The organism is Paenarthrobacter sp. NPDC091711, assembly GCF_044756605.1.
In the GTDB taxonomy this organism is placed as follows: Bacteria; Actinomycetota; Actinomycetes; order Actinomycetales; family Micrococcaceae; genus Arthrobacter.
On the sequence record NZ_JBIVTF010000009.1, the window covers coordinates 132,569 to 147,789 of the forward strand.

Consider the following 15,221-nt stretch of genomic DNA (forward strand, 5'->3'; position numbering starts at 1 on the left):
TGCGTATGCTTGCCTGATCCATAAACGATGGATGAATGCCAAACGAAGGGAGCGGTCATGACTGTCCACAGCGATGACAAAGACGGCCAGGGCATGATCGTCAATCCCAAGCCTTCAAGTGACAATGAAGCTGACTGGGACGGCGATGAAGCTGATCGTGCGGATCGCCTGCGTTTTGAAGAAGAACAAGCCATGATCAAGGAGCAATCCGAGGCCCGGGCTGCCGCCAAGGCAGCCGCTGAAGAGGCCGGGAAGAACGCAGCTCAACCCGAATAAGGGCGCTGTCTAGAGGGTCTTTGCTTTCGGCACGCGCACCAGCAATGACCCTGGCTCCACCTGAACGGTGACGGTTGTCGCCTCGCCGGAGGGGTCGCCGTCGAGCTGGGTAGCCATAGGTTCCTGACTGCGGATGATGACCTTCCCGGAACGGTAGAAGCTCATCATCGGCAGGTTCGCATTGTGCTTGAACAGAACCTTTGTGTACATGGCGAGCCAGCCGAAAGCGCTGCGCGGGCTCATCACCACAATGTCCAGCATTCCGTCGTCGATCATGGCCTGTGGGATGAAGTCGATCCCGCCGGGAATCAGGCCACAGTTGGCGAACAGTACGCTGCGGATTTTCCGTGCCTGCTCGGGCTGGTCATCCATGGTGATGGTGACGCGTTTGCGGCGGCCAGGCAGGTGCCGGACGCCGGCCTCCGTGTACGCGAGCCAGCCAACGCTTTTCTTGAGATCTTCCTTGGTGTCGCCCACAACCTCGGCGTCCAAGCCCATGCCGGCGATCACCAGGAAGGTGTGTTCGGCGGACTCGCCCGTGATCTCGTTGTCGATCCCCATGGTTGCGGTGTCGATGAAACGCTGGTGGCCGAACAGCGCCACCTGGATGCACTCCGCAAGGTCGGTAACGTCCAGATCCACGTTGCGGGCCAGCAGGTTCCCGGTGCCCAGCGGGACGAGGCCCATGGCCACGTTCTTGTGCGCCAGGCACTCAGCCACGACGCGCACTGTACCGTCGCCGCCGCACGCCAGTACGACGTCGGCGCCGTACGCCAGCGCTTGGCGCGACTGCCCGTATCCGGGGTCGTCCACGGTGGTTTCAAAGAATTTCGGCGCGTCCCATCCGGCGAGATCGCAGGCGTCGATGATGGCTTGGCGGGCCTCTTCGGCGTTGTTTTTCACCGGGTTGAGAATGACTGCCACGCGCTGGTCCCCGGGGCCGGGCTTGTGTGAGTCCTCCCGGACTGCGCTCCTGATGTGGCGGGCTTTCAATCGGCGCACACCCCACCAACTGGAGACGGCAAACGCCACGCCCCCAGCCAGAATCAGGTACAGGATCCAGTCGCTCATGGTGCTCCAACACTATCCTCCCGGGCAGTCCCCTCTTTGCCGCGCGCCCGGGGCGGACGGACGTTGCCCGCTATGGGCCGGAAATCCGCGGCAGATTCGAATACTCTTGTCTGGTGATCGACGTAAAAGACCTCAGCGAAAATCCGGACAAGTTCCGTGCCAGCCAGCGCGCCCGTGGCGCCGACGAGTCCGTTGTGGACGCGATCATCTCCGCTGACTCTTCCCGTCGTGCCGCGCTGATCCGCCACGAAACCCTCCGCGCCGAGCAGAACGCTTTCGGCAAGAAGGTGGCGCAGGCCAAGGGCGAGGAAAAGCAGGCCCTGCTGGCGGAGGTCAAGGAACTCGCCAACTCGGTCAAGGCCGCGTCTGCTGAAGCCGCAGCTGCCCAAGCCAAGCAGGAGGAACTGCTCCGCGTCATCCCCAACCTGGTGGTGGATGGTGTTCCCGAGGGCGGCGAAGATGACTACGTCGTGGTCAAAACCGTGGGCACTCCCCGCGAATTCACCGACTTTGAGCCCAAGGATCACCTTGAAATCGGTGAACTGATCGGCGCAATCGACATGGAACGCGGCGCCAAGGTTTCCGGTTCACGCTTCTACTTCCTCCGCGGCGTTGGTGCCCGGTTGGAGATGGCGCTCCTGCAAATGGCCATGGAGCAGGCCATCGACGCCGGTTTCGTCCCCATGATCACCCCCACTTTGGTGCGCCCCGAGACCATGCAGGGCACCGGTTTCGATGTAAAGCACGACGCCGAGATCTACCGTCTCGCTGAAGACGACCTTTACCTGGTGGGAACCTCGGAGGTGGCCCTCGCCGGCTACCACGCAGATGAGATCCTGGACCTCTCCGCCGGCCCCATCCGCTACGCGGGCCAGAGCTCCTGTTACCGCCGCGAGGCCGGATCCCACGGCAAGGACACCCGCGGCATCATCCGCGTGCACCAGTTCAACAAGGTGGAGATGTTCATCTACACCACCGTTGAGGAGGCTGCTGCCGAGCATGAGCGACTGCTGGCTTGGGAAGAGGAAATGCTGGCCAAGTGCGAGCTTCCCTACCGTGTGATCGATACCGCTGCCGGTGACCTCGGCATGTCCGCGGCCCGCAAGTTCGACTGCGAAGCCTGGGTTCCCACCCAGAACGCCTACCGCGAGCTCACCTCGACGTCCAACTGCACCACGTTCCAGGCCCGACGCCTCAACATCCGCGAACGCGCGGTCAATGACGAAGGTGTTGCCAAGGGAACCCGTGCTGTTGCCACGCTGAACGGCACGCTGGCCACCACTCGCTGGATTGTGGCCATCCTTGAGCACCACCAGAATCCGGATGGCTCAGTCAACGTTCCCAAGGCGCTGCAGAAGTACCTTGGTGGACTTGAGGTTCTGCCGGTTCTCTAGTCTTTGCCGGATCCCGTCCTTGTTCGCTCCGCTGGCCGTAGTACGGCTCGCGAGGCGGATAAGGGCGGGATCTTTTGCTGCCACTTGTCCTCCACTGCTGTGGTTGTGCACATAAGGAAGTTCTGCTGCTGACCAACGGTGCCCGCTCGGGCAAGGTGAGGGTCATGGACTTACCACCTGGCCTCATTGAAACCCCCGCGATTCTCCGTCCCGCTCCCCGGTGAGCGGCGCGAGATTCGAACCAGGGCGGGAAATCTAGCTCAGGGTGGGCTTGTGGGCTATCGCAATCAGTTCCCCCTGGCCACAGCCCACATTTTCACGGCGCCAGCCGCCGTAGAGGTGGTCCACCGTGAAGCCCGCCCGGTTCAGGTCCCGGCGCAGTTGATCTTCTGTCCGGAACGCGAGGACCGAGATCTCCATTTCCCCGCTGCTGCCGTTCAACACCCGGTGCTCGGTGAGGGTGACCAGGCCCTCGCTGCTGAGAGTGCTTTCCATCCAGGTTTCCACAACCGAACCACCGGAAAGAGTGTGCAGCCGTCGCGTCTTGGCCGGTGTCCAGCGTTCCCAGGCTTTGGCGGCAGGGTCGCGGGAATCGAAGGCCAGCCGACCTCCGGGGACCAGCGCCCGGTTGACGTCGGCAAGCGTCCGGGACCAGTCGCCGTCGTGATTAATCGCTTGGGCCACGTGCGCCGTCATGATGGCAACGTCAAACCTGGCGTTTGGGGGGATCTCCGCTGACGTACCGTCAATCCACGTGACGCCTTCAGCGCCGGGTTTCCTGCGCGCGGCTGCAAGGGAGCCGGTGGTTGGGTCGATACCCACAACGGCATGGCCATTTGCGGCCAGGGCCAGGGTCATGCGGCCGGTACCGCATCCCAGATCCAACACACGGCTATTCGGGCGCTCATTAGCGAAGGCCAGGAAAAAGTCATCATCCTCGGCCCATTGGTTCCCGGCATCGTAGAGGTCTGACAGCTGAGCTTGGGTCATTCGCGAGGACATCTGCCAACCCTAACCTCGCGCGGTGGATCCCAGTCTTGTTGGCCTCACTCTGCGCTGAGCGGCGGGGAATTCGAACAAGTGCGGGATCTGGGGGCAAAAAAGGAAGGGAATAATCCCTTCCATATTCAATGTATAACGCACCCCGGGCCTTGCGGCAAGACCCCCTGCATGCCGAACAATTGATCCACGAACCCCCACCGCCCAAAGAAAAGGGAGTCGTGTGATGCCCAAAACCAACCCAGCAAAAACCAATGTCTTCGCGTTGCCTGAGCGCCTTGCACGAAAGGCCGATCCTCAGCTGATCGGCAGTGACGAGCAGCAGTTCGAGGCAATCGCTGCCAGCCTCTCTGCGTCCCTGGAGGAACTGTCCGCGCACCTTGATGCCACCCGAAAGCAGCCCGGGGGCCGAGGACAGGCCGCCCTGGACCGCGACCAGGAAATCCACCGGACCACCGGGCGATTGAGGGCCCTCAGGCGCTTCGGTCTGGACCTCTGCTTGGGCAGGATGGTCACGGCGGACAGTCCGGAACCGGTGTATGTGGGCAGGCTCGGATTGACCGACAGCGAAGGCAGAAGACTCCTGATCGACTGGCGCTCACCGGCCGCCGAGCCCTTCTTCGGAGCAACCCATGCCAACCCGATGGGCCTGGTGAGCCGGCGGAGGTATCGCTGGACTCGAGGCAGGATCAGCGACTATTGGGACGAGGTCTTCACAGCTGACGGACTGGAAGGCAATGCTGCCCTGGATGATCAATCGGCATTCATCGCCAGTCTGGGTGGCAGCCGCTCGCCCCGGATGCGTGATGTGTTGGGGACCATCCAGGCTGATCAGGACCGGATCATCCGGGCAGGATCACGCGGAGCTTTAGTGGTGGACGGCGGTCCGGGTACCGGAAAGACCGTGGTGGCATTGCACCGGACGGCGTACCTGCTCTATTCGGATCCCCGGCTGAATCACCGCGGCAGCAACCGTAGGAGTGACGTCCTCTTTGTGGGCCCACATCAGCCCTACCTGAACTATGTGGCTGACGTTCTTCCAGGCCTGGGTGAAGAGGGTGTGCAGACGTGCACGTTGAGGGACCTTGTCCCGGAAGGTGCCACGGCCGTCGTCGAAAGTGACCCCGAAGTGGCGCGGCTGAAGTCATCCGTGAAGATGGTCAAAATGATTGAGGCGGCGGTGCGGTTCTATGAAACGCCGCCAACTGATGGCATGGAGGTGGAGACGCCCTACGCGGATGTATGGCTCAGCAGTGAGGACTGGTTGGAGGCGTTTGATGCCGTGGAACCGGGCACCCCGCACAATGAAGCCCGGGATGAGGTGTGGGAGGCGCTGCTCGCTGTTCTGGTGGACAAGCTGGCTGAGCATGACCTTCCGCAGGGCCTGCTGCGCCGCGCATTCACTCATAACGCGGAGCTGAACGCGGCGTTCGCCAAAGCCTGGCCGCTCCTTGATTACCCGGCGTTGGTGGCGGACTTATGGCGGGTACCGGCGTACCTGCGCTTGTGCGCACCATGGCTGCAGCCTGCCGAAACAGCAATGCTTCAGCGGGAACACACCGCGCCATGGACGACGGCGGATCTGCCGCTTTTGGACGCAGCCCGCCAACGTTTGGGGGACCCTGAGGATTCGCGGCGCAGAAGGAAACGGAGAGCCGCACTGGCCGCTGAGCGGGAGCTCATGGACCGGGTGGTGGATGACCTGATAGCCGCGGATGACTCCGAAAACCTGGAAATGTACATGCTCCGCGGTGAGGACATGCGGGAGAAGCTCGTAGACGGGGACGCTTTGGCGCCGGCGGATCCCGATGTTCTGGCAGGGCCGTTCGCGCACATTGTGGTGGATGAAGCCCAGGAGCTGACCGACGCTGAGTGGCAGATGCTGCTTCTTCGCTGCCCTTCGCGAAGTTTCACGGTGGTGGGAGACCGGGCCCAAGCCAGGCACGGGTTCGCGGAATCATGGGAAGAGCGCCTGGGACGGGTTGGCCTTGGAAACGTCAACGTGGCCGCTCTCAGCATCAATTACCGCACCCCGAAAGAGGTCATCGCTGTTGCGGAACCAGCAATCCGCCGGGCGCTCCCGGACGCAAATGTGCCTACCTCGGTCCGCAGCAGTGGCATTCCTGTGGTCCACGGTGAAACGAGCCGGCTCAGCACCATTGTGGATGATTGGCTGGTCAGCAACCCGGAAGGCATCGCGTGCGTCATCAGCCGGAAGAGCGCGATGGGCAGGACTCAACAGGACCGGGTCAGCTGGCTCACTCCTGAACTGGCGAAGGGCCTGGAGTTTGACCTTGTGGTCCTCATGGATCCGGAGACGTTTGGCCCGGGCATTGAAGGAGCAGTGGATCGGTACGTGGCCATGACGCGGGCCACCCAGCAGTTGGTAATCCTTCGGAGCGGCAAGGAAGCGGGCACGCCACCAGTATTCACCGTCCGTTAATCCACAGCTGTGGCGCCGGTCCTAGTTCAGTGTCCGGGGTGTCTGCTCTACTGTAAGTATGACTATTTTGACTGATACTCCAGTTGCTGGCATCGATGACCAGCCAAATAACAACAACAAGCTCATGATCGCCTTGGACGTGGATGGCACACTCGTGGACCACGATGGCCACATGTCCCCGGCTGTTCGCTCTGCTGCGCAGGCGGTAGTAGCCGAGGGTCACGACGTCATGATTGCCACGGGCCGCTCGCTCAACGCGACCCTTCCCATCATCCAGCAGATCGGTCTGGAGCGAGGCTACGCTGTGTGCTGCAACGGCGGCGTGACCCTTCGCCTGGATCCCTCGTTGGAGAAGGGCTACGAGATCATCCACAAGGCAACTTTTGATCCAGCGCCCGCCCTGAAGGCCCTGCGCGAACGGCTGCCCAACGCAAAGTACGCGCTGGAAGATGAGGACGGAAATTTCCTCTCCACGGAGCGTTTTCAGGACGCCAGTTTCGGGGTGGAGTCCATCGGCGTCGACTTCCAGACCATGCTGGATGCCACGGCAGTCCGCGTAGTGGTCTTCAGCAGCGAGAATACTTCGGACGAGTTCAACGAGGCCATCAGGCACATCGGACTTTCCGGCGTGACGTACTCGGTGGGGTGGACTGCCTGGCTGGACATCGCAGCTGAGGGCGTCACCAAGGCAAGCGCACTGGAGGTCCTGCGCCACAAGCTCGGCACGGACCAGGCCAACACAGTCGCGGTTGGTGATGGCCGCAACGACATCGAGATGCTCACTTGGGCTGGCCGGGGCGTTGCCATGGGCCAGGCTCCCGATGAAGTCATCGCCGTTGCGGATGAGGTCACCGCCTCAGTGCTCGACGACGGCGCGGCGCACGTCTTGCGCAGCCTGCTGTAACAGCCACTCTTCTCAGCGGGCTGTCTAGATTGAGCCTGTGCTCTACGAAGAATGCCCGGCGCCACAGGCCCTGCAGCCGTTCGTCACCCGGCTGTGGTTAGTTCGCGCGGAGCCTCAGGCCCGGTTTGAGAAGATTCTTCCGGGGCCGGAGGCGCACCTGATCCTCAACCTGTCTGACCCTTACCGGTTGATCAACCCTCCGGAGGCCGGTGCAGTTGCGGCCTCGCCGGAAGCCGGTTCAACTGAAGTGTCCACGGGTTTCTATGCGGGCCTTCAGCGCAGCTACTTGATCAGCGAAAACCCGGACCAGCTCTTCAACGTTGGTGCCCGCCTGACTCCCTTCGGCCTGGCAGCGTTCACCAGCCAACCGCCGTCGTTGTTTCAGAACCGTGTGGTGGACGCCGAAAGTGTCTTCCCAGGCTTTCAAGACTTACGTCAGAGCCTGGCGAACGCAGAACCTGAACAGGCTTTCACGGCCCTGAGCACCTTCCTGCAGCAACGGCTCAGGCCGGGTTACCAGGCAGACCCCCGGACGGAGAAGGCAACAGAAATCCTGGCCCGGGATGATGTGGAAATCAGCGTGCTGGCCGCCGATCTGGGGATCAGCGCGTCCACGCTGGAGCGGATCATGATGCGTGACTGCGGAGCCACGGCAAAGGCGTATTCGGATGTCTGCCGCTTCAACAGGATGGTGAACCAAGCGGCGGCCCTGCCAAAGGGCTCCGTCCCAGGCCGCGAACTTCTTCAACTGGCTGACTACTACGACCAGCCACATCTGATCAGGTCGTTCAAGCGCTTCAGCGGTTTCACACCGACTGAGTACATGCGGGTGGTTCAGAGCTACGGCGCGGAGTACGCCACCTTCGTGCCGGTGGACGAAGTCATCGGATAACCTGCGGGTTTTTTACAAGACGGCGCCGGGTAACCCACGTACTGTCCACTCAAGACCTGCATTCGTTTGAGAGGACACTGATGGACCTTCAGATAAATTGGCTCGCCGTCCTCTTGGCTGCGCTCGCCACTTTCGTGGTGGGTGGCCTGTGGTACTCACTGCTGTTCGCCAAGCCGTGGCAAAAGGCGGCAGGTGTCAGTGATGAGCAACTAAAGTCCGGAACGGCGCGGGCCTTTGTGGGATCGTTCCTCCTTGCCGTGGTGATGGCCGTCTTCCTTGCGGCGTTCATTGGTGGCGGTGGGTTCGCGTTCGGAACCTTTGCCGGCTTGGCCGCTGGATTGGGATGGGTAGCAACAGCGCTGGGCGTCAACTATCTGTTCGAGCGCCGTAGCTTGGCGTTGTTTGCCATTAACGGCAGCTACAACGTGGTCACTTTCACCGTCATGGGCGCCATCATCGGCGCGATGCAGGCCTAACTCGATGCAGGCCTGAGACGCTACTTGAAGACCGTCTGGATGGGTCCGCCGCCCGCTGATTCAACAATGGCTTGAGCCACCACCCGAAGCTTGACGTTCCGGTTGCTGGAGGCTTTCTTGATGAGCTCCATCGCCTCCTCCTGGGTGCAGCGGTTCTGCGCGATGATGATGCCTGTGGCGACATCGATCACCGTCCGTGACTCCATGGCTGCCCGGAGGTTGGCGGCCGTTTGGCTGTGCTGTGCGATCAGCACGGCCAGCTGCAGCCCTTTGGACGCCTGCCCCACGTAGTCGTTTGCGCGCTGTACAGCGGCCTGGTCAAAGGCGTTGGGACGATCGGAATAGAGATTGAGGCCGGCCATTGAGGTGCGGTCCGGAAGCGGGAAGGGAACGGCCAGTACGGAACGAAGGCCATGGCCGGTGATGGCCTGGTTGTAGTCGGGCCACGTGTTGTCTTTTTCGAAGTCCGGGATATGGACTTGTGTGCCTTCGCGGCAAGCGTGGAGACAGGGGCCGTCGGCATATGCGTACTGAACCTCGTCCAGTTGCCTTGCACGCTCGCTGCTGCTGGCCACCGTGCCGGCTGTCCGGTGACGCATCAGCGTAATGCCGCAGTAAACCTCCGCGTCAGGGCTGCTGAACATGGTGGCCGAGTGCCGCGCCAACTCCTCGAGGAACGCCTCAACGTCAGGCGTGCTGAGCAGCAAGTCCTGGATATCGGACAGTACCGTACTCGTCTCTGCGAGTTGGGGGTCTTCCATGTGGATCTCCGATCCGTGGATGAGGCTACCTTTTGAGACTAACCCCGGGGACCCGTTGAAAGCTAATAGTAAGTGTGCTTCTCTTTTTAAGGAGTCTTGCCGTGGGCTCACCCTTTCCAGCTTGTTCGAGGATTGAAGTCCCATGCGACAAGTCCCTCCCCTTGGCGTCCACAGCCGGACGGCCGCAGGCAAACCCGAAGGCAGCATTCGGGAGAGCTTCCAGGACAGTTTGGTCCTGGACCACCTCAATCTGGCGAAGTCCATTGCCGCCAGATACTCCGCCCACACCCACGACCTCGACGACGTCAGACAGGTTGCGTACATGGGCCTCATCAAGGCCTCGCGCGGCTACGACGAAGCCAAAGGCGTGAGCTTCCCTGCCTACGCAGCCCCCACCATCGCCGGGGAGGTCAAACGCTACCTCCGCGACCATTGCTGGGTGGTGCGCCCGCCACGGACCATCCAGGATGTCCGCCGGCAAGTGCTGGCCCGGACGGAGGAACTGACGCAAACACTGCAACGCACGCCGTCGCCGGAAGAGGTGGCGGAGGATTTGCAGCTGGAGCCGTGCCAGGTCCGCGAGGCATTGATGGCGGGTACCAGCAAACGCCCGGATTCACTCGATGTCCCGGCATCCGAAGGGCGCGACGGCCTTCAGGGCACTCTTTCGGCCCTCGGTTGCCCCACAGACCGGCTCGAGGACGTGCTGGCTCTGCGAAACGCCATCCGCAGCCTCGGCGCCGCGGACCGGCATTTGCTGTACCGCCGCTATTACCGCGAGGAAACGCAGTCCACCATCGCGGAGGCGCTGGGAATGTCGCAGATGCAGGTCTCGCGGAAGCTCGCCAAGATCCTGGTGTCCCTCCAAACGCAACTGTTGGACGAAGAAGCACAACTGCGGGACGGGACGGCCCCCTAACCACCCACCAGCACAGGCAACTAGCAGGCCAGTCCCTCCACAGCGTCCAAAACGTCGCGGACGCTGACGGCCAACAGCGCCGGATCAGGATCGGCGGAAAACACGTCACCACGGCGGAGTTCGACGGCGGTCAGCACCACGTGCGGTCCGGGCGGTGGTCCCCACTCTTCCACGGGCGCTGGGCCGAACAGCACCACCGAGGGGCGCTCATAGGCGGACGCAAGATGCGCCGCGCCGGTGTCGGCAGAGACCACTAGGCGGGCCTCGGCAATGGTGGCCGCAAACTCGGCGAGTCCTTGGCGCCCGGCCAGCAACCCGTCGTCGAGGTTTGCTCCTTTGAGCTTCGCCAAGGCAGCCGTCTCCTCAGCGCGCCCACGCTCGGACGTGCCGCCTGTGAGAACCACCTCGTGCCCGGCCGCGGTAAGTTCCACCGCGACGTCAGCGAACCGCTCCACCGGCCACAGCCTGCTGCCATAAGCCGCGCCCACATGCACCACGGTGGCGCCGGGCCGCGGCGAGGCGACGGCGGGACGGTTCAACCGATAATCCGAGGGATCGGCATCGATCCCGTGCCAGTTGAGCAGCCTCGTCCAGCGCTCGCGTTCCGGAATGCCGGTGATCCACTCCGGCCCGTCCATCCCGTTGGAAGCATGCGCCACCACCCGGTTGGCTTGGAGTTCCTCAATCCGCAAACGGCTTTCAGCGCCGTTCCCGTGCAGGTTGACGGCGATATCCACGGCACCCCGGGGGACTCTGAGGGGGTCATCGAGCCCAGGGGTTGGCAGGTGGTGAATGCCGCCCACCAACTCCAAAGCCTCGGCAATCCATGCCGGCGCGGCGTACAAAATCCGGTGCTCGGGGAACGCCCGACTCAGGCCACGGAGTGCCGGGACGGCAACCAGTAAATCCCCTAATTTCAGGGCGCGCAGGGCAAGAAGCAAGGGCTGATCGTTGCTCTCATGACTGTCCAAGGCTGTGTCCAAGGTGGCCTCCCGCTAGGAGTCTAGCGGCAGGAAACTTCTGGGGGCCGCATTGTTTAGCGCCGGGAGAAGCGGGGAACGTTGCGGGTATGGGAGGAACCGTAACGTTGAAGGCGGTCCTGTTTGACCGCGACGGGACACTGGTTGTTGACGTGCCGTATAACGGCGATCCGCAGCTGGTGCGGCCCATGGACGGTGCCCGTGAAGCATTGCAAAAGGTTCGTCGGGCAGGGATGGCCACGGGAGTAGTGACCAACCAGTCAGGCGTGGCGCGGGGGCTGTTGACGATGGAGCAAATGCATTCCGTCAACCGGCGGGTGGATCAGCTGCTGGGCCCGTTCGACGTGTGGGAATTCTGTCCGCACGGACCGGAGGAAGGCTGCGCCTGCCGCAAACCTGAGCCGGGAATGATCGTGGAAGCCTGCCACACCTTGGGTATCAAAACTGCCGAGGCCGCGCTGGTGGGCGACATCGGTGCCGACATGGAGGCAGCTGCCGCGGCCGGGGCCAGAGCTGTGTTGGTGCCAACAAGGCTCACTCGACGTGAGGAGATCGAGGCTGCCGCCTGTGTTGCCGAGGACTTGGGTCAGGCTGTGGACCTCCTGCTTTCAGGGGCTACGGACGGGGAGCCCGGCGGGGCTTTGGCCGAACTGGATGCCCGCTTATGAGCCGCGTCCTGGTAGCCCGGCTGGACAGTATGGGCGATGTCCTCCTTTCCGGACCGGCACTGCGGGCCGTGGCAAACGGGAGCCGCCCCGATGGCAGCCGACCCAATGATGTGGTTCTGCTCTGCGGTCCTGAAGGTTCGAGCGCGGCGGAGATGCTGCCCGGGGTGACGCAAGTGCACACGTGGGCGTGCCCGTGGATTGTGAATCCCGCGCCTCCTGTCACGGAGGAGATGACCCGGGGCTTGATCGACTTTGTCCGCAGTTCACGGATACAGGAAGCGGTCATTCTCACCTCCTTCCATCAGTCCCCGCTTCCGCTGGCGATGCTCCTGCGCTTGGCCGGCGTCACCAAGATCACGGGCGCATCAACGGACTATGCGGGCTCACTCCTGGACGTCCGGCTCAAACCGGGCGAGGACTTCCCGGAGGAACAACCGGAAGCGGTCCGGGCGCTCACCATCGCAGAGGCCGGCGGGTATGTGCTGCCCAACGGCGACGACGGGAAGCTGCACATCACCTCCGGCCCGGACCCTGACGGCGTAGCCGAAGACCTGGCTGACGAGGGCCAGTACATCGTTGTCCACCCAGGATCCGCTGCTTCGGCAAGGGCGTGGCCCGCCCTCCATCACGCAGCAGCCGTGGAACTTTTGGAGGCGTACGGGCACCGGGTGGTGGTGACTGGCGGCCCGGGAGAAACCTCACTCACGGCAACGGTGGCCGGTCCCTCCGCCCTGGACCTCGGTGGCGGAACCAACCTGCGGACGCTCGCAGCGGTACTGGCGGGAGCCGCCGTCGTGGTCACCGGCAATACCGGCCCCGCCCATCTGGCGGCAGCGGTGGGAACGCCGGTGGTATGCCTGTTCGCCCCGGTGGTTCCGGCTATCCGCTGGGCGCCCTACGGCGTCCCGCTGGAACTCCTTGGCGACCAGGAGGCGCTCTGCAAGAACACCCGAGCCCGTGTTTGCCCGGTGGCCGGGCATCCCTGTTTGAGCTCGGTAACGCCGCAGCAGGTTGTGGAAGCTGTTGAACGGCTCCTGGGCGGCGTGTCATCCCTGTCCACCCGACGAAAGGTTTGGAAGCCATGAGGATCCTGGTGTGGCACGTCCACGGCGGGTGGATGGAGGCATTCGTCCGCGGCCGGCATGAGTACCTCCTGCCGAAATCGTCCGACGGCGGCGCATGGGGTTTGGGGCGAGGCGGACGTGAGTGGCCTGCCGCCGCGCAGGACGTGAACGTGGAAACCTTGGACCCCGCCAGCGTTGACGCCGTGGTCCTTCAACGGCCGGAAGAAATCGCAGCCGTTGCCCGAAGCCTCGGCCGCCGCCCGGGAGTGGACCTTCCGGCCGTGTACCTGGAACACAACACCCCCAAAGGCGACGTCCCGTTCACGCTGCACCCGTTGGCGGACCAGAACACCATTCCCGTGGTCCACGTGACCCATTTCAACCAGCTCTTCTGGGACACGGGCACGGCAACCACCACGGTGATCGAGCATGGGATTCCGGATCCCGGACATCTGTACACCGGTGAGCGGGAAGAAATGGGCGTGGTGGTCAACGAGCCTGTCCGGCGCGGTCGAGTCACCGGAACCGATCTCTTGCCCGGATTCGCGGGCGTGGCGCCGCTACGGGTCTTCGGCATGGGGACCGAGGCCTTACCGGAAGCACTGAACCTCAAAGAATTCGGCCTCAGCGAGGAAAGGCTCCGCATTGCCGGCGACGTCGCCACTCCTACACTCCATCAGGAACTGGCCCGCTGCCGGCTGTACCTCCACCCGCTCCGCTGGACCTCCCTCGGGTTGGCGCTGCTGGAAGCCATGCACCTTGGCATGCCCGTCCTCGCGCTGGCCACCACCGAGGCGAGCCGCGCCATTCCGCGCGGTGCAGGCTTGGTCTCCAACGACGTCGGCGATCTCCAGAGGTTCGCCCGGCGGCTGCTGAATGACCCCGACGACGCCTACGCCATGGGCATGGTTGCCCGCGAGGCCGCGCTGCAACGCTACGGACTGGACAAGTTTCTCGGGGCCTGGGACGAACTCCTGGCCGAACTCCCCAAAGGCACGCGCAGCGGAAGCAGCCCGCACACCGGAACAGCAAACGCCCGCAAAGATACCGATTCCCGCCAAGATACTGAGAGGACGCACCCATGAAAATCTCCATGGTCTCCGAACACGCCAGTCCGCTGGCCGCGTTGGGAGGCGTCGACGCCGGGGGGCAAAACGTCCACGTGGCAGCGCTTTCGTCGGCCCTGGCAGATCGCGGCCATCAGGTCACGGTGTACACGCGGCGGGACGACCCCGACCTTCCTGCAAAGGTGCAGGTTGGGCCGGGGCTCAGCGTGGTTCATGTGGACGCCGGTCCCGCACGACGCATTCCCAAGGACCATCTCCTGCCGTACATGGGAGAGCTGGCGGACGGGATCTGTGCAGACTGGGCAGGCGACGTGCCGGACGTGCTGCACGCTCACTTTTGGATGTCCGGGCTCGCTGCCCTCCAGGCGTCCCGCCGGGCCGGCGCTGACCTTCCCGTCCCCGTGGTGCAGACCTTCCACGCTTTGGGGTCGGTGAAACGGAGGCACCAAGGCGCTGCTGACACCAGCCCTCCTGCCCGTGAATGGCTGGAACCGTGGGTAGGACGCACCGCCAGCTGGGTCATTGCCACCTGCCCGGACGAGGTGTTCGAACTTATGGCCCTTGGCATCAGCCGGTCCAGGATTTCCATAGCACCCTGCGGCGTGGACCTCACCTTGTTTCCCGGAACGTCCGACGCCGAACCCAAGACCCGCACGCACCGGATCCTGAGCGTGGGACGCCTCGTGCAACGCAAGGGCGTGGACCTGATCATCCAGGCCCTTCCGCTGCTGGCCGAGGCTGGCTTCAACGACGTTGAGCTCTTGATTGTTGGGGGTTCCGGCGACGCCTTGACGCTTGAAGAAGACCCGGAGGCCCAAAGGCTCCACACCCTGGCGAAGGAACTCGGCGTGGAGGACAAAGTAACCATGCGTGGACAGGTCCCGCGGGATGCGATGCCGGGCATTTTCCGCAGCGCTGACGCCGTGGTCTGTGCCCCTTGGTATGAACCGTTCGGCATTGTGCCCCTTGAAGCCATGGCGTGCGGCATCCCAGTGGTGGCGGCAGCCGTGGGCGGCCTCCGGGAAACGGTGGTGGATCAGAAAACCGGGCTGCATGTCCCGCCACGTGATCCCGAAGCCTTGGCCGAGGCGCTCGGAAAGCTGCTGGCTGATCCGGATCTTCGCGCCGACATGGGCCGCGCCGGGGCACGCCGGGCACGCTCACGCTACTCCTGGGAACGGATCGCCGCGGTCACCGAGAAAGCCTACGGATCAGTTTTGGCGGCAGGCCTATCCCGGCAAGCCGGCGAAAGCTTGGAGCCATTGGAAGGAACGGCACTGTGACTATCAAAGCTGTGACTATCAAAG

General features: G+C 63.4%; 15 protein-coding genes. 11 read left to right on the plus strand and 4 right to left on the minus strand.

Features of this window, described 5'->3' with window-relative positions; translation table 11 throughout:
- The first annotated feature begins 57 nt into the window (after positions 1–57).
- A complete protein-coding gene (locus ACIQH5_RS14830) occupies positions 58–276 on the plus strand; it encodes a hypothetical protein (protein ID WP_400404601.1) in 219 nt (72 codons plus the stop codon).
- A gap of 9 nt (positions 277–285) precedes the next feature.
- Here ACIQH5_RS14830 and ACIQH5_RS14835 read toward each other — a convergent pair whose 3' ends face one another.
- Positions 286–1,347, minus strand: coding sequence for a diacylglycerol/lipid kinase family protein (locus ACIQH5_RS14835; RefSeq protein WP_400404603.1), 1,062 nt, complete (start codon positions 1,345–1,347; stop codon positions 286–288).
- 113 nt (positions 1,348–1,460) lie between these two features.
- On the opposite strand from ACIQH5_RS14835, the gene serS reads away from it, so the two are divergent.
- Positions 1,461–2,741, plus strand: coding sequence for a serine--tRNA ligase (gene serS, locus ACIQH5_RS14840; protein WP_400404605.1), 1,281 nt, complete (start codon positions 1,461–1,463; stop codon positions 2,739–2,741).
- A 255-nt stretch (positions 2,742–2,996) separates the two neighbouring features.
- Here serS and ACIQH5_RS14845 read toward each other — a convergent pair whose 3' ends face one another.
- Positions 2,997–3,743 (minus strand): class I SAM-dependent methyltransferase, encoded by a 747-nt coding sequence (locus ACIQH5_RS14845; RefSeq protein ID WP_400404607.1) that lies wholly within the window; start codon positions 3,741–3,743, stop codon positions 2,997–2,999.
- A gap of 223 nt (positions 3,744–3,966) precedes the next feature.
- On the opposite strand from ACIQH5_RS14845, the gene helR reads away from it, so the two are divergent.
- The 4 genes from helR to ACIQH5_RS14865 all read left to right on the plus strand — a co-directional run bounded on the left by helR (position 3,967) and on the right by ACIQH5_RS14865 (position 8,455).
- On the plus strand, positions 3,967–6,183 hold the full coding sequence (helR, locus tag ACIQH5_RS14850) for an RNA polymerase recycling motor ATPase HelR (protein ID WP_400404609.1): 2,217 nt from the start codon (positions 3,967–3,969) through the stop codon (positions 6,181–6,183).
- Between the two features lie 58 nt (positions 6,184–6,241).
- Positions 6,242–7,087 (plus strand): HAD family hydrolase, encoded by an 846-nt coding sequence (locus ACIQH5_RS14855; RefSeq protein ID WP_400404611.1) that lies wholly within the window; start codon positions 6,242–6,244, stop codon positions 7,085–7,087.
- A gap of 37 nt (positions 7,088–7,124) precedes the next feature.
- On the plus strand, positions 7,125–7,979 hold the full coding sequence (locus tag ACIQH5_RS14860; RefSeq protein WP_400404613.1) for a DUF6597 domain-containing transcriptional factor: 855 nt from the start codon (positions 7,125–7,127) through the stop codon (positions 7,977–7,979).
- A gap of 80 nt (positions 7,980–8,059) precedes the next feature.
- Positions 8,060–8,455: a DUF1761 domain-containing protein gene (locus tag ACIQH5_RS14865; RefSeq protein WP_400404615.1), complete on the plus strand. Its 396-nt coding sequence runs from the start codon at positions 8,060–8,062 to the stop codon at positions 8,453–8,455.
- Between the two features lie 20 nt (positions 8,456–8,475).
- Here ACIQH5_RS14865 and ACIQH5_RS14870 read toward each other — a convergent pair whose 3' ends face one another.
- A complete protein-coding gene (locus ACIQH5_RS14870) occupies positions 8,476–9,216 on the minus strand; it encodes an ANTAR domain-containing protein (RefSeq protein WP_400404617.1) in 741 nt (246 codons plus the stop codon).
- 142 nt (positions 9,217–9,358) lie between these two features.
- Between ACIQH5_RS14870 and ACIQH5_RS14875 the strand changes: the two genes are divergently transcribed.
- Positions 9,359–10,135: a sigma-70 family RNA polymerase sigma factor gene (locus tag ACIQH5_RS14875; protein ID WP_400404619.1), complete on the plus strand. Its 777-nt coding sequence runs from the start codon at positions 9,359–9,361 to the stop codon at positions 10,133–10,135.
- Between the two features lie 20 nt (positions 10,136–10,155).
- Here ACIQH5_RS14875 and ACIQH5_RS14880 read toward each other — a convergent pair whose 3' ends face one another.
- Positions 10,156–11,118, minus strand: coding sequence for a glycosyltransferase family 9 protein (locus tag ACIQH5_RS14880; RefSeq protein WP_400404621.1), 963 nt, complete (start codon positions 11,116–11,118; stop codon positions 10,156–10,158).
- Positions 11,119–11,204: 86 nt separating this feature from the next.
- Here ACIQH5_RS14880 and ACIQH5_RS14885 point away from each other — a divergent pair, with 86 nt between their 5' ends.
- Genes ACIQH5_RS14885 through ACIQH5_RS14900 form a run of 4 tightly spaced genes read left to right on the plus strand, consistent with a single transcriptional unit; the run spans position 11,205 to position 15,197 of the window.
- Positions 11,205–11,783: a D-glycero-alpha-D-manno-heptose-1,7-bisphosphate 7-phosphatase gene (locus tag ACIQH5_RS14885; protein WP_400404623.1), complete on the plus strand. Its 579-nt coding sequence runs from the start codon at positions 11,205–11,207 to the stop codon at positions 11,781–11,783.
- A complete protein-coding gene (locus tag ACIQH5_RS14890) occupies positions 11,780–12,868 on the plus strand; it encodes a glycosyltransferase family 9 protein (RefSeq protein ID WP_400404625.1) in 1,089 nt (362 codons plus the stop codon). The genes ACIQH5_RS14885 and ACIQH5_RS14890 overlap by 4 nt, the downstream gene beginning before the upstream one ends.
- A complete protein-coding gene (locus tag ACIQH5_RS14895; RefSeq protein ID WP_400404627.1) occupies positions 12,865–13,932 on the plus strand; it encodes a glycosyltransferase in 1,068 nt (355 codons plus the stop codon). The genes ACIQH5_RS14890 and ACIQH5_RS14895 overlap by 4 nt, the downstream gene beginning before the upstream one ends.
- Positions 13,929–15,197 (plus strand): glycosyltransferase, encoded by a 1,269-nt coding sequence (locus tag ACIQH5_RS14900; RefSeq protein WP_400404629.1) that lies wholly within the window; start codon positions 13,929–13,931, stop codon positions 15,195–15,197. Before ACIQH5_RS14895 ends, ACIQH5_RS14900 begins: the two co-directional genes overlap by 4 nt.
- Positions 15,198–15,221: the final 24 nt, after the last annotated feature.